18 protein-coding genes are annotated in these 20,226 nt (G+C 46.4%); 4 read left to right on the top strand and 14 right to left on the bottom strand.

Annotated elements, in window-relative coordinates; genetic code table 11:
* Positions 1–396: 396 nt before the first annotated feature.
* The 12 genes from aroF to BMY78_RS04905 form a co-directional block, all read right to left on the bottom strand.
* A complete protein-coding gene (gene aroF / locus BMY78_RS04960) occupies positions 397–1,461 on the bottom strand; it encodes a 3-deoxy-7-phosphoheptulonate synthase (protein WP_063564242.1) in 1,065 nt (354 codons plus the stop codon).
* A 232-nt stretch (positions 1,462–1,693) separates the two neighbouring features.
* Positions 1,694–2,647, bottom strand: a complete 954-nt coding sequence (locus BMY78_RS04955) for a 4-hydroxy-3-methylbut-2-enyl diphosphate reductase (RefSeq protein WP_090895228.1) — start codon at positions 2,645–2,647, stop codon at positions 1,694–1,696.
* A gap of 68 nt (positions 2,648–2,715) precedes the next feature.
* Positions 2,716–4,176, bottom strand: coding sequence for a sensor histidine kinase (locus tag BMY78_RS04950; RefSeq protein WP_090895226.1), 1,461 nt, complete (start codon positions 4,174–4,176; stop codon positions 2,716–2,718).
* 1 nt (position 4,177) lies between these two features.
* Complete coding sequence (locus BMY78_RS04945; protein ID WP_090895224.1) at positions 4,178–4,867, bottom strand: response regulator transcription factor; 690 nt, start codon at positions 4,865–4,867, stop codon at positions 4,178–4,180.
* A gap of 195 nt (positions 4,868–5,062) precedes the next feature.
* Positions 5,063–6,757, bottom strand: coding sequence for a S1C family serine protease (locus BMY78_RS04940; RefSeq protein WP_090895222.1), 1,695 nt, complete (start codon positions 6,755–6,757; stop codon positions 5,063–5,065).
* 148 nt (positions 6,758–6,905) lie between these two features.
* Positions 6,906–7,568, bottom strand: coding sequence for a response regulator (locus tag BMY78_RS04935; protein WP_090895219.1), 663 nt, complete (start codon positions 7,566–7,568; stop codon positions 6,906–6,908).
* Positions 7,565–8,602, bottom strand: a complete 1,038-nt coding sequence (locus BMY78_RS04930; protein ID WP_177185656.1) for a HAMP domain-containing sensor histidine kinase — start codon at positions 8,600–8,602, stop codon at positions 7,565–7,567. The genes BMY78_RS04935 and BMY78_RS04930 overlap by 4 nt, the downstream gene beginning before the upstream one ends.
* Before the next feature lie 3 nt (positions 8,603–8,605).
* Entirely contained in the window at positions 8,606–9,661 is a 1,056-nt protein-coding gene (gene liaF, locus BMY78_RS04925; protein ID WP_090895216.1) for a cell wall-active antibiotics response protein LiaF, read from the bottom strand.
* 172 nt (positions 9,662–9,833) lie between these two features.
* A complete protein-coding gene (locus BMY78_RS04920; protein WP_090902048.1) occupies positions 9,834–10,019 on the bottom strand; it encodes a hypothetical protein in 186 nt (61 codons plus the stop codon).
* Between the two features lie 112 nt (positions 10,020–10,131).
* The gene (locus BMY78_RS33605; protein ID WP_305729124.1) at positions 10,132–10,905 is read right to left on the bottom strand and encodes a 3D domain-containing protein; all 774 of its coding nucleotides are present in this window, start codon (positions 10,903–10,905) and stop codon (positions 10,132–10,134) included.
* Positions 10,906–11,086: 181 nt separating this feature from the next.
* Positions 11,087–13,024: a threonine--tRNA ligase gene (gene thrS / locus BMY78_RS04910; RefSeq protein WP_090895214.1), complete on the bottom strand. Its 1,938-nt coding sequence runs from the start codon at positions 13,022–13,024 to the stop codon at positions 11,087–11,089.
* Positions 13,025–13,450: 426 nt separating this feature from the next.
* The gene (locus BMY78_RS04905) at positions 13,451–14,395 is read right to left on the bottom strand and encodes a putative sporulation protein YtxC (protein WP_090895212.1); all 945 of its coding nucleotides are present in this window, start codon (positions 14,393–14,395) and stop codon (positions 13,451–13,453) included.
* Positions 14,396–14,574: 179 nt separating this feature from the next.
* Here BMY78_RS04905 and BMY78_RS04900 point away from each other — a divergent pair, with 179 nt between their 5' ends.
* The 4 genes from BMY78_RS04900 (at position 14,575) to BMY78_RS04885 (ending at position 18,046) form a co-directional block, all read left to right on the top strand.
* The gene (locus BMY78_RS04900; RefSeq protein WP_090895210.1) at positions 14,575–14,979 is read left to right on the top strand and encodes a hypothetical protein; all 405 of its coding nucleotides are present in this window, start codon (positions 14,575–14,577) and stop codon (positions 14,977–14,979) included.
* Positions 14,980–15,290: 311 nt separating this feature from the next.
* Entirely contained in the window at positions 15,291–15,785 is a 495-nt protein-coding gene (locus BMY78_RS04895; protein ID WP_053780467.1) for a cation:proton antiporter regulatory subunit, read from the top strand.
* A gap of 4 nt (positions 15,786–15,789) precedes the next feature.
* Complete coding sequence (locus tag BMY78_RS04890) at positions 15,790–17,028, top strand: cation:proton antiporter (protein ID WP_090895207.1); 1,239 nt, start codon at positions 15,790–15,792, stop codon at positions 17,026–17,028.
* 112 nt (positions 17,029–17,140) lie between these two features.
* Positions 17,141–18,046 (top strand): YitT family protein, encoded by a 906-nt coding sequence (locus BMY78_RS04885; RefSeq protein WP_090895205.1) that lies wholly within the window; start codon positions 17,141–17,143, stop codon positions 18,044–18,046.
* A gap of 98 nt (positions 18,047–18,144) precedes the next feature.
* Here BMY78_RS04885 and BMY78_RS04880 read toward each other — a convergent pair whose 3' ends face one another.
* Together BMY78_RS04880 and BMY78_RS04875 are read right to left on the bottom strand one after the other, a co-directional pair.
* Positions 18,145–19,158, bottom strand: a complete 1,014-nt coding sequence (locus tag BMY78_RS04880) for a zinc-binding alcohol dehydrogenase family protein (RefSeq protein ID WP_090895203.1) — start codon at positions 19,156–19,158, stop codon at positions 18,145–18,147.
* The gene (locus BMY78_RS04875) at positions 19,155–20,132 is read right to left on the bottom strand and encodes an aldo/keto reductase (RefSeq protein WP_090895201.1); all 978 of its coding nucleotides are present in this window, start codon (positions 20,130–20,132) and stop codon (positions 19,155–19,157) included. The genes BMY78_RS04880 and BMY78_RS04875 overlap by 4 nt, the downstream gene beginning before the upstream one ends.
* Positions 20,133–20,226 lie beyond the last annotated feature (94 nt).

Genomic DNA, 20,226 nt, shown 5'->3' with positions numbered 1-20,226 from the left:
TATTCCGAACATTAAACAACCCCGCTAAGAAAATGTCCATATTCGAATTTTTTTCTGTCGTCATTATAAAATCTCAAATGTGACATCGTCAATACTTATGTAAGGTATTTTTTGCGACTATGTAAGCTATGCTCACATTTTATAAACCTATTGATTTCATATAACAACGGAAATAATATATATTTAACTGGTTTAATGCGGTAAAGCAAGGGTATATTTACCCTAAATTATGGAAATAACATTACATCATAAATGTTTCTTATCACCTATGATTAATAAATGCGTTCAAAGCTCCAAATAACACAAAAACCGGACATTTTGTCCTAGCCCCATTCTCATTGACGGAGCCAGGGCAAATGCCCGGGTGAACTATATTACCTATACTATGAAGATCAGTTATACGCCAACTCGTGCTGGAAAGAACTCCGCCGGTTGTTTGGCTGTGTTGAATGTTTTACCGACGATTGGTGCCAATTTCTCCAGATCCTGAAGCAGGTTGGCAAATTGGTCAGGGAACAATGACTGCACGCCGTCACCCGTCATGGAGTTATCCGGGTCCGTATGCATTTCGATAATTAGGCCGTTAGCACCAGCAGCAACAGAAGCCTTCGTCATCGGTTCAACCAGTTCACGGCGACCTGTACCATGACTAGGATCCGAAATGACTGGCAGATGACTGAGAGACTGCAGGACAGGAATAGCCGACAGGTCGAGCGTATTTCGTGTGTAGGACTCGAATGTACGAATACCACGCTCACACAGCATCACGTTCGGGTTGCCACCCGCAAGAATGTATTCCGCCGCATTCAACAGCTCATCATAAGTTGCACTGAAACCACGTTTCAGCAATACTGGTTTGCCACACTCACCCAATTTGCGCAGCAAATCGAAGTTCTGCATGTTACGTGTACCGACTTGCAGAATGTCTGCGTACTCGGCACAGATATCCACATATTCAGGTGTCATGACTTCTGTAATGGTCAACAAGTCATGTTTCTTGCCGGCTTCTGCCATCATGATCAGACCTTCAACACCTGTCCCCTGGAAGCTGTATGGACCTGTACGTGGCTTAAATGCACCACCGCGCAACACCTGTCCACCAGCAGCCTTAACCAGTCCGGCAATCTCATCAATCTGTGCAGCAGATTCAACCGCACAAGGTCCGCCCATAACGACGAGTTCTTTGCCTCCAATATCTACTCCTTTGATGGAGATCACGGTATCTTGAGGATGGAAGTCACGGCTTGCCAATTTGTAGGATTTCGAAATCTTGACGACATTCTCTACACCTTTCATTTGACGGAGATGCTCAGCCATTTTCGGCTCTACCTTGCCAATCAAACCAATGATGGTGCGGTCCTCTCCACGCGAGATATGGACCTGAAGACCTTCCTTTTCAATTGTAGCGACGATATCCTGAATATGTTCCTCCGGAGTAGCTTTACCTGCAATAACGATCATTATAAATCCCATCCTTCCTTGTATAAGAGCGCCTTATGGGCGTCTGATTTAATCCTCAAAACTCTTCTACGCTTAAACGCTTGTTCGCTTTTAAGCTTTTATCTACTAAAGTAAATATAACATATTCCCCCTTTTCAGTCAAGCCAACTCTTAACCCCTTCAAAAAAAAGAATCCTGCAGTCAGTCACCGGATTTCGGCTCTGTACTGCAAGATTCTGATAATGATGTTCGTTTACGTCGTACGAGTCTTTTCCCTTACAGGTGGTAACAGCTTGCTCATATTCACCGTACGCTTGATTTCCCATGTTTCCGGCTTGTCATGTTCATACTGCTCCAGATACAGGATGACTTCCTTCGTGATCGGTGTTGGCGTAGAAGCACCTGAAGTCACCGCCACCTTATTCACACCTTTCAGCCATTCCTGCTGAATCTCAGCCACATCTGATACCCGATATGCCGTTACACCCGCAATTTCCTCCGATACTTGTGCAAGTCGGTTGGAGTTATTACTGCGAGGATCACCGACAACGATGACCAAATCCGCCTGCCCTGCCTGTTCTGCAACAGCTTCCTGACGAACTTGGGTAGCCAAGCATATCTCATTATGAATCTCTGCACCTGGATACTTCTCCAGAAGTCGGCTCATAATGTGTTTAATGTCCCATTGACTCATCGTTGTCTGATTAGTAATAAGGATTTTGCCCGGAGGTACGTTCAGTCCGTCAATTTCCTCTTCCTTCTCGATCAGATGAACATGATCGGGTGCAACACCAACCGCACCTTCAGGCTCTGGATGATTCTTTTTCCCAATATAAATAATGTCATATCCTTCAGCCGTCTTCTCCCGAATAAGGTCATGGGTTTTGGTTACATCAGGACAAGTTGCATCCACGGTAGTCAAACCTTTTTCACGTGCCATCTTGCGCACTTCCGGAGATACACCATGTGCCGTAAAGATCACTGTTCCACTCTCTACCTGGCTCAAAATATCAACCCGGTTCGGTCCGTCCAGTGTAATAATGCCCTCATCTTCAAAAGAGTCCGTCACATGTTGGTTATGCACAATCATACCCAATATATAAATAGGCCGTGGTAGGTCCAGATTTCGTGCCGCCTGGCGCGCGAGCACCATCGCATCCACAACTCCGTAACAATATCCCCGCGGCGAAATTCGCAGTACTTCCACTTGGTTGCCACCCGCTTTCTTTCTCGGCAAAGATAGCCGATGTAATTGCAGTCCTGTCTATTATAACCTTATTCGATAGGCGGAGCAAAGACAACCGGCAACCAAATGATAAAGGTCGTTCCTTCTCCACGTCTGGTTACAACCTCGACAGACCCTTGGTGTTCCTCAATGATCCACTTGGCGATCGACAGTCCCAGACCTATACCTGGTGTGGCCCCGCGGGACTCATCCGCCCGATAGAACCGGTCAAAGATAAACGGAACTTCATCCCGATCCATTCCGATCCCCGTATCACTGATGCGCAGTCCTACCTGCCCTTTATAAAGGATCGCATCAAGCGTAACCGAACCATTCGGAGTGTACTTGAAGGCATTCTCGATAAAAATAAACAGCATCTGCTGCAAATAGTCCTTGCTGCCGTTCACATATATGCCATTCAGAATCGTTAGATCTCCTGGACGCCAGTCTGCCTCATGATCAAGGAATTGTGATCTGCGAGCCACTTCCTGCACCAGAATCTGCAACGGAATCGGATTCAGTTCGATTTTCTGTCCTGTATCCGCTCTCGCCAATGACAGCATGTCACTGATCAGCCTGCTCATCCGTTTACCTTCATCCGCCATATCCTCTATCGCTTCAAGCGACATTTGTTTCACCGTTTCTTCATCCAGATTCGGTCTGTCCGTGCTCTCCTGATCCCAAAGCTTCTTGAGGAAATCGACATTTCCACGAATGGTGGTCAGCGGGGTTCGCAGCTCATGTGAGGCATCAGATACAAACCTGCGCTGGGCCACATTCGTCTCTTCCAACCCTCGGAAGGACAACTCTGTGCGCTCAAGCATGTTATTCACGGTTTCGATCAGACGTCCAATCTCATCCTTCGGCCCGCTATATTGAATCCGCACACTCAGGTCATCCCCGGATTGAATCTGATTGGCGGCATCAATCACATTCACAAGTGGACGCATCGACTTGCGTGCCAAAATCAGACCCGATGTAATGGCGAGTGCCATCGCCACAAGCCAGCCAAACACGAGAATATTGCGCAAAGCCTCCAGCAATCTTTCCTGAGAGCTAACATTGGTTCCAACTTGAAGAAGTCCCCTTATTTCATTGGTCCCCTGCAGAGATAATGGCTGCTGATTGACAAGAAAAGGTGTCCCATTCACATAGATTTTGGATATCCCACGCTCTTTCAGAATCTCATTGGTTTTCACAACAGGAAATTTAATTTGAAACTTCTTCATATTTTCAGAGATTTTGAACGTTCCGCTCTGATAATCCACGAGTTGAATATAGATTTGGGCTTCCCGAAGCTGACTCTCTGTAAAAGAGTCAATATCAAGCGATTGGGAGAGCGGGTTCACACCGATTTGATTTGTAATCCATTCAATTTTGTCCTTCAACTGCTGCTCGACTTCCTGATATGAATTAAAATAAACAAAAGCGTAGATCACAACTCCCCAAAAAATGAGCACGGCTGCCAAGATGCCTGAATACCACGCGGTTAATCTTAACCGAATGGACATGTCAGGAGTCACCTCTCAAAATATAGCCGGCTCCCCGGATGGTCTGGATCAAACGTTTGCCGCCGTATTCTTCGGTTTTTTGTCTGAGCATGGCAATATACACTTCGAGCACATTGGACTCACCACTGTAATCATAACCCCAGATTTTATCCATAATCAGATCACGGGACAGCACACGTTTCGGATTTTGCATGAACAGATTCAGCAATTCGAACTCCTTGGCAGTCAGTTCCAGACGCTGACCGTCACGCAACACCTCACGAGAATCATTATCCAGAATAATATCCTCATACATAAGTCGATTATCAGGCGTGTCTGCTATATCCGCTTTACGACGCAATAAGGCACGGACACGAGCCAAAAGTTCTTCAAGTGCAAACGGCTTCACGAGATAATCATCTGCACCTGTATCCAACCCGATTACCCGGCTCTGTACTTCATCTTTGGCAGTGAGCATCAGTACGGGAACCTTGCTCCCCGCTTCTCTGAGTCTGCGGCATACTTCAAACCCGTCTATTTGTGGCATCATGACATCAAGAACCACGATATCAGGCTCTTTATCCATTAGCTTATTGAGGCCCTCCGCCCCATTCGAAGCTGTCTGTACATCATATCCTTCAAAAGCAAGTCCCCGCCGAAGCATGGACACGATTTTTTCATCATCATCGACAATCAGAATAGTTGAGCGCATGGTCTTTCTCCTTTATCCCTTAACGTTTTAATCTTATTGTAACAGCCAAAAGTGCAATCTGCATCTTCTCCAAACACCTTGTTGCTTTTCATGTCCAACTTGATGGATTACAAGCATATATAGTGCAAAAAAAACGGAAGGGCCCTCAAACCCTTCCGCTCTTCTAAACCTTATTCTATAACTCATAATTCGGCATTATGGTTGTTGCTGCTGTTGTTCAGTCGTTTGTGTGGTATCATAATCGTTTTTGTTGCCGATTTTGATTTTCAGATCCATTTTTTTGCCATCCCGAACAACATTCAGAGTCACTTCACTGCCGATTTTCTGTTTCTTGATGAAATCAATCAAATCCTGACTTGTACTGTATGCTGTGCCATTGGCCCCTGTGATGATGTCATAAGCACGCAGGTCTGCTTGGTAAGCAGGGGATTGATAGATCGTGCTGGCTACAACTGAACCTTCAGTGATATCCGTTCCCATCTGTTTAGCCACTTCAGGTGTAAGGGCCATCAGAGATGCGCCAATGAACGGTACGGGCTCTTTTGGAACTTCTTTGTTTTCTTTCAGATATTTAACCGCATCCGAGATTACACTCGAAGGAATGGCAAACCCAATGCCCTGTGCATCCGCGCTAACCGCAACGTTCATACCAATGACTTCACCATTGAGGTTAAGCAACGGTCCACCGGAGTTACCAGGATTGATGGAAGCATCCGTTTGTAACAAGTGGCTGTACTCACGAGTTTTGCCTGTTTCTTCGTCCGGAATGCTGATCGTACGTTCTTTCGCACTCAACACACCTGCAGTAACTGTGTGTTCAAATCCTTCCGGGTTACCAATAGCTACAAGCCATTCACCCACTTGTGTGCTGTTGGAATCGCCCAGTGGAGCGACAGGGAAAGCATCATCGCCGCTGTTTTTCTCGATTTTCAATACGGCAAGGTCAAGGTCGAAGCTGCTTCCCAGCAATTTCGCTTCATAAGGCTTGCTGTTGTTCTCCAGCGTTACCTGAATCACATCTGCACCCTGAACCACGTGTTGGTTCGTCAGGATGTAGCCTTCTTTGTCAAAAATAAATCCGGAGCCAATGCCAAGCGGAACCAACTGATTGCTGCTTTGTTGCTGTTGCTGCTGATTTTGGCCTTGGTAGCTATCTGTTCCGCCATTGCTTCCACCGAAGAAGTATTGGTACAATGGATCGCTCATCGTAGAACCACCCTGGCTGCTGCTGCGTGTAGACTGCTTGGCAAGTGTTTCGATTTTGACGACAGCGGGACTTGTACTCGTTACTACTGAGGATACATCCTCTTTGCCCGTTGGCAGTAATGACGCTGTCACGTTATTGCTGCTGCCTGAGTTGGTAGGAGTAGATGACTGACTGGAGCTTTCATTTTCTGCACTTGTCAGCGCTTCCTGTGGTGTAAACATGTTTGTTCTGTCCGCTGTGTACATCAGCACTGTAATGACCAGCATCCCGGCGATGAAAGAGAACAGGAGCGATCTTACGGAAGAACGTGGCCGACGGTTATTATAATTCCAGTTGCCATTGTTCTTGCCGCCGTTCCCCTGATCCCCTCCGTTGCCGCCTGAACCATTGCCGCCGCCCCCTCTGGAGGACGTATTGGCTTGATCAGATGATTCGTTGCTGTAATTATTGTAATAAGTAGGTACGGGCTTCACGGGGTCAGGTCTTGTAATCTCTACATTTCCTTCTTCACGTTGATTATGTTCCCCATTATAACTTGCTGTATCTTCCTGATTCACGGACTGAAAAGGTCCATAAGAATAATAATAGGAGGAATCGTCCGTCCCGGATGAATTGCGATTCTCCGCTTGTTTCGTTTCATTTTCCTCGTCTTGACGGTTCGCTCTGTAATTACGTTCGTCCATGCCTCTCTACCTCCCAATCTCTTCTTCGCAAGAGATATTCTTTAACTGTCCTTATTTTGTACTTTAAACCTTAACCGTACCTTAAAAACAATTAAAAAGGAGATAAAAGCACGCTGTTATAGAACATTTTTCCCGCCAAATCTGCATTCTAACCCTTATTCTTCACCCAGCCCTGACGATGAGCGTAGATTGCCAGCTGTGTCCGATCGTCCATTTCACATTTCATCAGCAGGTTGCTCACATGCGTTTTGACGGTTTTGATACTAATATGTAGTTCTTCCCCGATGTCCTTATTGGTCTTGCCCTCTGCAATCAGCAAAAGCACTTCCTTTTCCCGTTCCGTCAGTCCGGATTCGTTCTCTCTTGCTGTGCGCTGTCTGATGCCACGGGTCAATGCCTGGGAAACGTCACCTGTCATTACAGGCATACCTCGGTATGCTCCTTGCAGAGCATAAATCAACTCTTCAGCAGATACCGTCTTCAGCACATAACTAACCGCACCGGCTTCAATCGCTTGAACCACAAGGTCATCCTCCAGAAAACTGGTCAGCATCACAATTTTCATGCCCGGAAATTCGGCCATGATCGCTTGTGTCGCTTCCGCACCATTCATCACCGGCATCATCAGGTCCATTAGAATCAGGTCAGGAAGTTCACTTTCTCCCAGCTTACGCAGCTGGTTCAATGCATCCTGTCCGTTTCCGGCTTCCCCCATCACATGAAATGTAGGCTCCAGCATTAGATATGTTTTTAACCCCATCCGCACCATATCATGATCATCCACGATCATTACATTCACTTTTTCGCTCATTCCGTTTCCCCCTCTGGTTCTTTCGGGAATTTCGGGATGAATACCCGCACCGTCGTCCCCGCTCCCGGCTTCGATATAATCTGAACCTGACCTCCAAGCTTCTCTGCCCGTTCACGCATTGTTGATAATCCGTATGAACCAGGCCGTTCCGCTTGCTGTAAAAAACCTTGACCATCATCGCTAATGCTCATGCTGATCTGATGTTCACTCTCACGTATGGACAGGCTGACCAGTCCTGCTTCCGCATGTTTGACCACATTAGCGACCGCTTCCTGAATAACAAGAAACAGCTGGTGCTCAATGGCATCGGAAATTCCGCCATCCAGTTCCAGCTCTTTCACTCCTTTTAAACCATTCTGCCTGCAATAATCCGGGAACCAGCTATCCAGCGCTTCGGCAAGGTCCCTTCCCTCCAACTCCACAGGGCGAAGCTGAGCGATAAGCCCGCGCATCTGCCGCTGTGCGATATGCGACATCTGAATAAGTTGATCCAGGACTTTGCCGCCATGCTCGGGATTCATCTCCAGCAGACGTGGTAAGGAGGAAGCGGACATATGCATGGCGAAAAGCTGTTGGCTGACCGTATCATGCAGATCTCTTGCCATCCGTTTGCGCTCTTCAATCACAGCGCGTTCAGATGCCTGTTCCTTTTCAATGACTTCCTGCTCACCGAGCCGCTGAAGCAATCTCATTTTTTTCTCAATCGAATCCATCATGACATTGAATTCCTGATATACCCGTCCGAAGGAGGCATCATCTGCCTCAGGCATACGAACGGCAAGATTGCCCTTGGACACTTTCAGCATGTTGAGATCCAGAAGATCAATCTTGCGTTGAAGCCTCAGGGCGGCAATATATCCCGTGATTATGGTAGCCAGGAGAACAACTGCAACATAGGTCCACGCACGCTGACGCCCTGTTCCCATCAGCACTTCCCCGTATAGCAAGTAAAACCCGCCCAAAGTAATGAGTCCGGTCAGCGCAAAATACATCATCAGTTCCCACTTATTTGCTTTGAGAATCGTTCGAATCATGCGTTAACCCACCTTGTTCACTTTGACATCTCCAATAAACACACTAACAACAATCCGTACTTTTTTTCCTGCTTCGCGATAATGCGCCGTTTCAGCCTGAGCGCTGCTTAGGAATCCACCCCGTTTTTGATTTAACAGCGACATGTCCCCAATAAACGAGTTCGTCGTCACGGTCACACCCAGATCCATATCTTCCGGTACAAATACCTTCACATCCCCGATAAAAGAGGAAATGTTAATCTTCGTCTCACCGTAAGGTATCTGTGCCTTCGTCAAATCAATCACCGTATCGCCAATAAATGCAGAAATGTTCATCGGTTTGAGGGAAAACACTTCCTGTCCCATATACATATCACCGATAAATGCCGATTTGTTAATCGTATTCCCGTGGCCATCATAATAATTCGAATCATCATCATAGTGGTCATCATCATCAAATGTTTCATATGCCTTTTTATTTGAACCGTAACCTTTATGCTTGTGATGATGATGTTGATGTTTATGATGGTGTTGATGTCCGTGTGATTTATCGTCCTCCTTATCTGTATAAAAAGAGCCATGCGAATCATTTTTTTGTTCCTGTTTCGGTTTGCCAAATGTTTTCTCGAACTGTTCGTCAAACGAAGATGGCATTTCCAGGTCCTCAGGGGACAATGGCTTATAAGGTGGCTCCGGCGGTGGAGGCGGTTGCACTTGGTCATGATGTTTCCGGTCACGACGACGAGGTCCGATCAGAACGAACAATCCCCCACCAATCAGCATCACTGGAATTAAGTAGCGAATGAACTCACCCATGGAGTAATCGATCCATCCCAGATTGCGTGCCAAGAAGTAACCACCAATCGCCAGTACAATGGCAGGCCCAATCAATGCATGACTCCCGTTGCGCCGAATTTCGGTTATACCTTTGACACCCCACCAAATCAAAAATAACGGCCAATATGTTCTGAACATGTATCCGATATCTATGTCATAGCCCAATTGCCTGAACAATATTATTGCGCCAATCGCAATAAGAGGAATGCCAACCCACCAGCGGTCCCGCGTAGATCGTTTCATCGCTCATGTCTCCTTTATCTGAATTCTGTATCCAGTGTACATCAGACAAGGGTTGGTTAACAGCGGCGGCAGATGGAATTGATCTCGGTCTCCAGACGGAGGTTGAAGGGTATTTATGTAAAATATTAAAAACACCCTGGAGAAAAATTCTCCAAGGTGTCTGTGCATTGATTTACTTTTGTGTTTTGCCTGTGTTCTCAGTACCGAACTCAGCATTGTATTTTTCATCAGGTGTTTGGAAGTTATCCTTCACTTTGTTTTGGTGCGATTGTTTCACTTTGCTTGCTACATTCTCTTCTCCAAACTCAGCATTGTACTTCTCGTTTGGCGTTTGTGAACCTTGAGATTTCTTAGCCACGACGATCACCTCTCTCTTCATATTTACATTGCATGTCTGCAACGCGGGGTTCGTCCCCAGAGAGTATTATGTGAAGAGTGCGCGTGTGTTATTCATGTATTAGAATTCATCATTAAACAGCCTTGTCCAGCCATGAATCCGGTACGGATTTGTACACATCGATGGCTTCCGATAACTCTTCCAGCATTTTTTCAGTGCATTTTCCAGCACCTTGTTTGATCACCTGTACTTCGACGTCCTTTTTGCCCCATTCTTTATACACTTGCTTTGTTGTAGGGAAATAAAGATCAATTTTATTGCCCTTGATCGCCGAGCCTGTGTCAGCAACGATGCCATAACCATAGCCGGGAATATATAAAATGGAGCCCAGTGGAAACAGCTTCGGATCAGCTGCAATCGTTGAGACCGTTTCTTTATCGCGGCGTACCTTTACACCTGAATACGTAATTCCGTATTGAGGATGTTTTGGACCTTTTCCGGTTGATTCCACACCTGCAGTGTACCCGGTAGCCGTTACCTTGTGCGTATCCAATACCTGTTCTGTACGCGGAGCGAGCACCGGCATGGATGGGTCCACTCCGATCTGCTTCTCCGGAATTTCCGGTCGCGGAATGACAATAGGCTGTGGAGACCATAAAAACCCCATATAGACCAAAGTTGTGATTTGAGCCTGATCGCTGTATTCATATACTGCCGTTTCTGAATGTATGCCTTCAAGCTCTCCTGAGATTTCGCTGTGCCGATTCTCCACATACCTGACTTCATTTTCCTCTTCAAAGATATAGGCTTCTGCCTGATTCCAGCCCAAGACTACTCCGGTGAGCACTACACAGCAAGAGATGATGAACCTTATGTTTTTCTTCTGAATTAAGAATTGCTTTTTCATTATAGAACCTCCCCTTACTGCAAAGGTTTTCCAAAATGAAAAATTTCTATACTTTTCTCCGTTAAGGCTTCTAAACCGGATGTACAGAAAACCTGAAAACAACAAAAAAAACCGTCTGAACCATTGGATTTACTCCAATATGATTCAAACGGTTTTCTATTATAGAGCCCACAATTCAGGATTACACCAGTCTTGTTGCAATCTCTTCTTTGAGTTGGGCTACAATTTCGCCCACAGGTTTCATGCCGAGATCGCCTTCTCCACGTTTCCGCACAGATACACCCTCTGCATTACGTTCATTTTCACCAACGACGAACATGTAAGGCATTTTCTCAAGCTGTGCCTCACGGATTTTATAACCTAGCTTCTCGTTACGCAGATCCGCTTCAGCAGAGATGCCTGCACGTTTCAGCTTCGCTTCCACTTCACGTGCATAGTCGTCGAAGTTGCCGGATACCGGGATAACCTTCGCCTGTACTGGGGACAACCACAGTGGCAGAGCCCCTGCAAAGTTCTCCAGCAAGAATGCTGTGAAACGCTCCATCGTACTGATTACACCGCGGTGGATAACGACCGGACGATGTTTCTGCCCATCATCTCCCACATATTCGAGCTCAAACCGCTCTGGCAAGAGGAAGTCCAATTGAACGGTAGACAATGTCTCTTCTTTGCCCAGTGCTGTCTTGATCTGAACATCCAGTTTTGGACCGTAGAATGCCGCTTCGCCTTCTGCTTCATAGAATGGAAGGTTGAGTTCTTCCACAACTTCACGCAGCATGCGTTGGGACATTTCCCACATCTCGTCATTCTGGAAGTATTTCTCGGTATCCTGAGGATCGCGATAGGACAGACGGAAACGATATTCGTGAATACCGAAATCCTTATACACCGTTTGAATCAACTCAATAACACGTGCAAATTCTTCCTTGATTTGATCCGGGCGTGCGAATATGTGTGAGTCGTTCAGCGTCATCGCACGTACACGGTGCAGACCTGTCAACGCACCCGACATTTCGTAACGATGCATCATGCCAAGCTCGGCAATCCGGATTGGCAGATCACGGTAACTGTGCATGCTGGACTTGTACACCATCATGTGGTGAGGACAGTTCATTGGACGAAGAACGAGTTCTTCATTGTCCATAACCATTTTAGGGAACATGTCTTCCTGATAGTGCTCCCAGTGACCGGATGTTTTGTACAATTCAACATTACCCAGCACCGGAGTGTACACATGCTGATAGCCGAGGCTCTCTTCCAGATCCACGATATAACGCTCCAACGTCCGGCGCAGCTTGGCACCATTAGGCAACCAGATTGGCAGACCTTGTCCAACCAGTTGGGAGAATGTGAAGATTTCGAGTTCCTTACCCAATTTACGGTGATCCCGTTTACGTGCTTCTTCCAGGAAGTGCAAATGCTCATCAAGCTGTGCTTTTTTCACAAACGCCGTACCGTAAATACGTTGCAGCATTTTGTTTTTGCTATCTCCGCGCCAGTAAGCACCGGCAACATTCATGAGTTTGAATACTTTGATTTTGCTGGTGGATGGTACGTGGGGTCCACGACACAAATCGAAGAATTCACCTTGCTCATAAATCGTGATAACACTGTCTTCCGGTAAGTCACGAATCAATTCGAGCTTGTAAGGATCGCCCACTTCTTCGAAGATTTTGATGGCTTCCTCGCGGCTAACTTCCTTACGCACAATTGGCAAATTCTCATTCACAATACGTTCCATTTCCTTCTCGATCTTCTGAAGATCTTCCGGATTGAGCGGTTGTTCCAGATCCATATCATAGTAGAAACCATCTTCAATGACAGGGCCAACACCGAGGTGTACCTCTTTGTTTCCATATAAACGCTTCACAGCTTGAGCGAGCAAGTGAGCTGTACTGTGACGCATCACTTCCAGACCTTCTGGTGAATCCAGTGTTACGATCTCCACCAACGCTCCCTCATGAAGTGTTGTGGACAAGTCCACTACGATTCCATCCAGTTTGCCCGCTACGGCATTTTTGCGAAGTCCGCTGCTAATCGAAGCGGCCACATCTTCAATGCTGCTTCCGTCGGCATACTCACGAACCGAACCATCAGGTAGTTTAATGTTAACTGCCATTTGTCTCATTCCTCCTGTAAATTCAACCTCTGTCCATGCATGATCATGGATGGATAATCTATTGCTGTTCCTGCGATTTTTGCAAAGGAACGCAAAAAACACCCGTCCCGGCAAAGGGACGAGTGTTGTATACTCTCGTGGTTCCACCCTAATTCAGCTGCTCATCCATATTGGAAGTACAGCCCTCATTGGCATGACGGTAACGGGCATGACCCGGCATATCCTTACTCATGGATGACTACCTGTATATATAGAGGTGATCTTTATATCCATTTTCAAAACTGCAGCTCCAAAGGGGTAAACCAAACGTGGCATCCGGAGGAAATTTCAGCCTGGTTCCCTCTCTCTGCACCGACCGTACGTGTGGTTCTTGTCTTTGTCAACGCTTTTGCTTATTGTTCCATAACAACTCAAATAAATCATGGATCAACAGTTATTATAATTGCCAAGATCACTTGCGTCAAGACCTGTCAACAACCCGGAGCGCAGCACTTCACACTCGGGGCAATGATGGCATAATTGCACCTTGTCCTCAAAGATCTGACGGATTGTAGAGATAATTGGCAGATCTGGCGTGCGCGTATGCAGCATGACTTTTTCAGGCGAGATGGAGATCAGTGTACTCACAATCATATCTTCGATATCCATTTCCAATTCAAGTCCTGGCATCTCCACAACGACCTGTTCATCCTTTTGAACGGGCAGCACATTAAGCGCAGCATCCAATACCTGAAATTCATGCAATCCTTTGTGTATCAAATGCACAAGAGGTACTTTCGCCTCCTGAAAAAACACAAAATACTTGAGCAGCCCCATAAACTCTTCATATTGACGATCCATCCAGAATTCATCCAACGCATATTCTACCAACTCATGAAGTTCCTGTTTATACTGCCGAATCCGGAAATTAAGAATACCTTCAAGGTGAAAAAAATGAACTTCCTCCAAATCCTGCTTCAATCCATTGGCCAAAGTGGTACGGCGACGCTCGCGCAGTCCTGGCTGATCCAAGTCCCCATTGAATAACAAAGGCATGCATATCCGGTTTACCTTCTCCACCTCATGTTCATCCATGACTGAGCAGGCCTTGGAGATCATCTCTTCCACCATAATACGTTCACGTGTATCCATGATGTAATCTGCAAGTCCCGTGGCCAGCAAATCACTGATCTGAGGCAGCCACTGCTGGAAGTCAGCGTGATTCTCATTGCCTCTGCATACCCAGGCCGCTCTTCCGTCATTATGTTTGAAGGTGAGCCGAAATCCTCTTTTGCTTATATGTAAACCTTTGGTTTTTTCCTTCACACAACGATAAAATTGATCCGCTTCCTCCTGCCCTGATACATCGGTCCATACGGCGAACAGTTCCATAAGAATCACTCCTTTCCTTCCTGTTCAAAGTATATGGCAAGGCCGATAGGGATATACGAAGCGGATTGATGGAAAGCGTGTCATGATTTCTCAGTATATTATCAATCCGTTTGGAGTTAAGACAAAAATGTGTTATTATTTTTATAACAGTATGTTTCACGGAAAAGGGGGAAGCCAAAATGAGACAACAACCAAGAATACTCCGTTACGCCTTTATTATCATTTTGTGCGTATTCCAAGCGTTGTCCTTCCCAATTCCGATGCAGTCGGAATCCGCTGTCGAGGTAACCGTTGAGACAACTTCCAACAAGGAAGTGCTTGTCCACACATTGGAGTCTCAGCAGAAACCTGCCATTCGCAAATACCCACAAGTCATGTCGAAGTTGATTGCGGTCACGCATAACAAACCTGTCTTTCTTGTGCTCGCTTTGTTGCTAATGCTGCGAATTCCTACACCGCGTCTACCCTTTAAACCGTTGATTTGTCTGTTTAAACGCAGATTATTTCTGCTACCTATCAAATTCACCAGTATGTATGTATCTCCCACCCCTATAGCACCAAATTACGTGAACGCTCTTAACTAGCCGTTACACCGTATTTTAGGTTGCTTTGCATGGAGACACCTCTGTCTGAAAGACGGTGTGCTTGTGCATAACTTATAACCCTATTAGCAAATGTTAGATATCGATCAGCCTCATTGGCAACACCTATTTGTTAACGTCTATTTTGTTATCCCCATTTTCATTAAAAATTCACAACACAAGGCTGTGTGTCAGGAGTCCCTGGCTCTGTTTACCCGCATCATTTAATGTTCCTACAAGCAGCAGATCATTCTATTTTCGGGAAATAAGCCTGTCTTCTGTGGCCAGCCCTCAATTTAAGGAGGCTACTATCCATGGATGTACGCGAAACAGATTTGCCGGGAATCGGCAAGAAATTTCAGATTGAAACGAGCAGTGGAGATAAAATTATTGTCATTATTCACGATGACGGTCGCCGTGAAATGTACCATTTTGAGTACGATGATCCAGACCAAAGCATCTCCATGATTACGCTGGATGACTATGAAGCAAGACAGATTGCTGCCATCGTTGGTGGTTTAACCTATAAGCCAAAGCAGCTTGAAAATATTGAAGTAACGTTTGACGATCTGATTATCGAATGGTACAAAATCGAGCCATCCTACGGATGTATCGGTAAATCTATTGGTGAACTGGACGTACGTCAAAACTCAGGGGCAACGGTTATTGCCGTTGTAGAGAAGAATCACAAAAAACATATCAGCCCCGGTCCGGAGGTCGTGATTAGTGCAGAGTCCACGGTAGTAGCCGTTGGCGAACGCAATCAGCAGAAGCTATTCAAATCCCTCCTCCTGACCGGAAGGGGGTGAGTCGATGGATCATCTGATATTCGAAGTGGGTCTGGCACTTGTGCTCATTGCAGCAGCCGGACTCTTATCCGCAAAACTGAGATTTTCGGTCGTTCCATTTTACATCCTGATCGGGATGGCCGTTGGACCTCATGCCATGAAGATCTGGCATCTGGACTTCCGTTTCATTGAAAGTCAGCCGTTTATTGAGTTTATGGGCCGAATTGGTATTCTGTTCCTGCTCTTCTATCTTGGGCTGGAATTCTCGGTTGGTCGTTTGATCAAATCGGGTAAATCCATTGCCGTCGGCGGTTCCATCTATATCGGAATTAACTTCACACTGGGATTGATTTTTGGTTTTGCTTCCGGTTTCCCAGCCGCCGAAGCTCTAGTCATTGCCGGAATTACCACCATTTCATCCAGTGCCATCGTCGCCAAAGTACTCGTTGATCTGAAACGAACAGCGAATCCGGAGACGGAAATGATTCTCGGAATTATCATGTTTGAAGATGTGTTTCTCGCTGTATATATCTCCATCTTGTCTGGACTTGTGCTCAGTGATTCATCCTCCATCGGAGGTGTCATTGTATCGGCACTCATCGCGCTTGGATTCATGCTCATTGTCATCATTCTTGGACGCAAAGCTACACCACTGCTCAACAAATTGCTCAAGATTCGCTCTAATGAGTTGTTCTCACTTGTGATTTTCGGTGCATTGTTCCTCGTTGCCGGATTCTCCGAAACCATTCACGTCGCCGAAGCGATTGGCGCCTTGCTTGTTGGTTTGGTGTTGGCTGAAACGGAACATGCAAAACGGATTGAGCACTTGATCCTGCCATTCCGTGATTTCTTCGGAGCTGTCTTCTTCTTCAGCTTTGGATTGTCCATCGATCCGTTGTCTCTTGGCGGCGAAGCTGTATGGCTTGCTTTGATCGCAGTTGTGCTCACCCTATTCGGAAACTTCCTTGCAGGCATGCTCGCTGGGCGCAGTGCAGGATTATCACCAAAAGCTTCAGCCAATATCGGTTTGACTATTGTGTCACGTGGTGAATTCTCCATCATTATGGCCAACATGGGTAAAGCCGGAGGACTTCTCCCGCTGCTGCAACCATTCGCCGCCTTATATGTACTCATTCTGGCGATCCTTGGACCGTTATTAACCAAAGAGTCCAAACACGTGTTCAGATTATTGGATAAAATATTCAAGTTCAAAGATCCTCGGAAAAAGAAAGAAGAGCCGAAGGTTCTGCAGAAAGAAGGATAACCCCCTTGTCTGTTCAGAACAGACAACGTATCGTAATCGCGGCTCTACCGCCGATCTTTCTGTGATTAACCCAGGGAGAATGGCACGAAAGCCGCACAAAGGAGGATGACCTATGAAAGCACCTCTGATATCGGCTAATCCAGTGCCACAAACCGCCAAGCCCAGACTAACATCTACCCGTCGCCTGTTGAATTTATTGTTTGTAATAGCGGGTGGAATTCTCGCCTCCGTGGGACTTGAGTTGTTTCTACATCCCAATAAGATCATTATTGGAGGCATTACGGGCATCTCTTCGTTGTTCGCCCACTGGACCGAGATGAGAATTGGTTTATTCCTGTTCTTGTTCAACGTTCCGTTTATTTTTCTGTCCTATAGACTCGTGCAAAAGAAATTCGTACTGGTCACTGTTCTGGGTTTGGTTGTCTTTTCGATTGGTGCCATTGTGCTTCATCCCATGCCGCCGCTTGTCGAGCACCCGCTGGCTGCCGCCATATTTGGCGGATTATGTCTAGGCCTAGGAATCGGTCTAGTCGTGCGGTATGGTGGGACACTGGATACGCTGGAAATCGGTGATCCGTCCTCCCGTCCACCTGAACGTGTGTTTAGCGGGAAACGGATGCTTATCGAAAAAATAATCATGCTGCTCAACTTGCTGATTCTAACCGCTGCTGGTGTTGTCTTCGGTTGGGATCAAGCGATGTACTCGGTAATTGCTTATCTCATTGCATATGAAATGGTGTATATTGCATTCCGCGGATTCACAGCTAAGCGCAAAATATGTATTTTAACCACACAAAGTGCTCAAGTTGAAAAAGTAATCCGTAAACGGCTGCGCCGTGAACCTCGAACATTGGATGTTTCAACGGATTCAGGGCACGCTGCTGTCGCTGAAGGTTGGATCCAACACGTACCGGGAGCACTCTACTATGAGATTCATTTCCTCGAAATGATCTGGCTCAAATCCATTGTGCGTCATATTGATCCACATGCTGGTATTGTGACGAACCCGGAAAAATAATCAAAATTCCTATAGGCTAGGCAAATAAAAACTCTCTCTGATTCCTATGGATGTTAACCATTCATTCTGGATCAGAGAGAGTTTTTCATTTATTCTTTTTATAAATCTACTATTGCTTTCACTACATGCGAATCCGGTTGTAACCATGTGTCGATCGAATCAGGTAATTGATCAAAACTCGCCCGGTGTGTAACGTAGCCATCCATGTTCAACTTCTTCTCCCGCAAGATCGACATGACCTGCTCAAAATCTTCCCTCGTGGCGTTCCGGCTGCCCAGAATGCTCATCTCCCGCTTGTGAAAGTCTGGGTCATGAAAGGAAATATCGGCTTTGACCAGTCCAACAAAGATTAATTGTCCACCATGAGCCACATAATGGATGGCATCATTCATTGAATGCATGTTTCCTGTTGCATCAAAGACAGCCGTCGCATAGTCCCCATCCGTAATTTCAGCAACTTGCTGTAACGCTTGTTCATCGGCCTGAACCATAGCATCCACGCCCGCCCACGTGCGGCTCAGTTCCAGCCTGTCCAGATTCCGGTCAATGGCAATGACCCGAGCACCCGCCTGTTTGGCAAAAGCCATCACACCCAGGCCAATCGGTCCGGCTCCAATGACCACAACCTGATCTCCAGGCCTTAGGGCTGCTCTTCTGACCGCATGAGCACCAATACTGAGCGGTTCTACCATCGCGGTTTCATCCAGTGTAAGTCCGTCGGCTTGGATCAGATGGGAGACGGGTACAACAATCTTCTCTCGCATGCCGCCGTCCACATGCACGCCCATCACCTGCATGGATACACAACAATTTGTTTTCCCTGATCGACAAGCGATACAATGACCACAATGCAAATATGGAATAATGCTAACCTGATCTCCCGCCTTCAGCCCCGCTTCATTGGCCCCGATCTCTTCAATAATCCCTGCAAGTTCATGACCCAGTACACGGGGATAAGTGAAAAAGGGCTGATTACCTTTGTAGGCATGCAAATCTGTTCCACAGATTCCAATTCGGCGGATGGTTACCAGCGCCTGATTCTCGGTTCTTTGGGGTTCTGCTATGTCTCGCAACGCCAAACGATTTATTTCTTCACATATAACAGCTCTCATTCCTGTTCCCCCTTCGATGATGCTTGTTGCTTAAAGTGATGTTCATTGTTATATTCAGGGCGGCCGCTGGCCCAGCTCTCATTATGAATTGGAGCGAGAATACGCAGCACTTCTGATAACAGTTCCTGGTCCAGCGGTTCATCAATCCAGGCTGCATTGTTGCGGATATTATGTTCACTTGCACTGCTGACCAGTGTTGTTGGAATCCGTTCATTAGCTGTTGCAAACTGTACGGCAAGCTTCGCAATATCCGTTCCCTGTTCCGCACAGAACCGTGCTGCGTGCAGACAGACCTGCTTCACACGATCATCTGCCGGGTGCCAGGCAGGAGTACCTCTTGTGCTTAATAAGCCCATAGAAAGAGGCGAAGCATTCACAAGGCCAATCTCTTTCTTTTCCAAAAGGGGCAATAAGGACAGCAGTGAAGTGTCATTCAATGCGTAATGGCAATAGGAAATGATGGCGTCAGCATCAATCTGTGGCAATACCTTTTCGAATAACGGCAGCGGCAATCCACAAATTCCTGCATGGCGAATGACTCCCTGCTCTTTCAGGCGCAGCAAGGTTGGGAAAGCTTCTTCAATAATAATATCGGCCGGGACAAACTCAATGTCATGCAGAAACAGAATGTCGATATAGTCGGTATGCAGTCGATCCAGACTCTCTCGAACACTATCATGTATCCGCTTACGCGAAAAATCAAATGTATTCTCCCCATAACGTCCAGCCTTGGTCGACAGCGTAAACGAGCTGCGTGGCAAACTGCGGATGGCTTCTCCAAGTACGATCTCGGCTTTCGTTAATCCATAATAAGGCGAAACATCTATATAGTTCATCCCTGCATCTACAGCGGCGTGAACCGTACGAATCCCCTCACCTCGATCAATATCACGAAATACCGAACCTAGAGAGGATGCTCCAAAGCTCAGTACAGGTACTTCCAGTCCCGTCTTGCCAAGTCTTCTTGTTTTCATATGCCTGCCCCTTCCCAGCATGTCTGCTTACTCACTTGTCCTTTCATTGTAACAGTTGAATTTCAAACTAAAATATCGCCAAATGCGTAATATG

The sequence above is a fragment of the Paenibacillus sp. OK076 genome (assembly GCF_900110055.1).
Classification (GTDB): domain Bacteria; phylum Bacillota; class Bacilli; order Paenibacillales; family Paenibacillaceae; genus Paenibacillus.
This window is presented reverse-complemented; position numbering and strand designations above follow the sequence as displayed.

Coding starts and splice junctions, on each gene's coding strand:
- aroF (WP_063564242.1), bottom strand. CDS start 1,461: ATGATCGTTATTGCAGGTAAAGCTACTCCGGAGGAACATATTCAGGAT.
- BMY78_RS04950 (WP_090895226.1), bottom strand. CDS start 4,176: ATGTCCATTCGGTTAAGATTAACCGCGTGGTATTCAGGCATCTTGGCA.
- BMY78_RS04945 (WP_090895224.1), bottom strand. CDS start 4,867: ATGCGCTCAACTATTCTGATTGTCGATGATGATGAAAAAATCGTGTCC.
- BMY78_RS04940 (WP_090895222.1), bottom strand. CDS start 6,757: ATGGACGAACGTAATTACAGAGCGAACCGTCAAGACGAGGAAAATGAA.
- BMY78_RS04935 (WP_090895219.1), bottom strand. CDS start 7,568: ATGAGCGAAAAAGTGAATGTAATGATCGTGGATGATCATGATATGGTG.
- BMY78_RS04930 (WP_177185656.1), bottom strand. CDS start 8,602: ATGATTCGAACGATTCTCAAAGCAAATAAGTGGGAACTGATGATGTAT.
- liaF (WP_090895216.1), bottom strand. CDS start 9,661: ATGAAACGATCTACGCGGGACCGCTGGTGGGTTGGCATTCCTCTTATT.
- BMY78_RS33605 (WP_305729124.1), bottom strand. CDS start 10,905: ATGAAAAAGCAATTCTTAATTCAGAAGAAAAACATAAGGTTCATCATC.
- thrS (WP_090895214.1), bottom strand. CDS start 13,024: ATGGCAGTTAACATTAAACTACCTGATGGTTCGGTTCGTGAGTATGCC.
- BMY78_RS04905 (WP_090895212.1), bottom strand. CDS start 14,395: ATGGAACTGTTCGCCGTATGGACCGATGTATCAGGGCAGGAGGAAGCG.
- BMY78_RS04900 (WP_090895210.1), top strand. CDS start 14,575: ATGAGACAACAACCAAGAATACTCCGTTACGCCTTTATTATCATTTTG.
- BMY78_RS04895 (WP_053780467.1), top strand. CDS start 15,291: ATGGATGTACGCGAAACAGATTTGCCGGGAATCGGCAAGAAATTTCAG.
- BMY78_RS04890 (WP_090895207.1), top strand. CDS start 15,790: ATGGATCATCTGATATTCGAAGTGGGTCTGGCACTTGTGCTCATTGCA.
- BMY78_RS04885 (WP_090895205.1), top strand. CDS start 17,141: ATGAAAGCACCTCTGATATCGGCTAATCCAGTGCCACAAACCGCCAAG.
- BMY78_RS04880 (WP_090895203.1), bottom strand. CDS start 19,158: ATGAGAGCTGTTATATGTGAAGAAATAAATCGTTTGGCGTTGCGAGAC.
- BMY78_RS04875 (WP_090895201.1), bottom strand. CDS start 20,132: ATGAAAACAAGAAGACTTGGCAAGACGGGACTGGAAGTACCTGTACTG.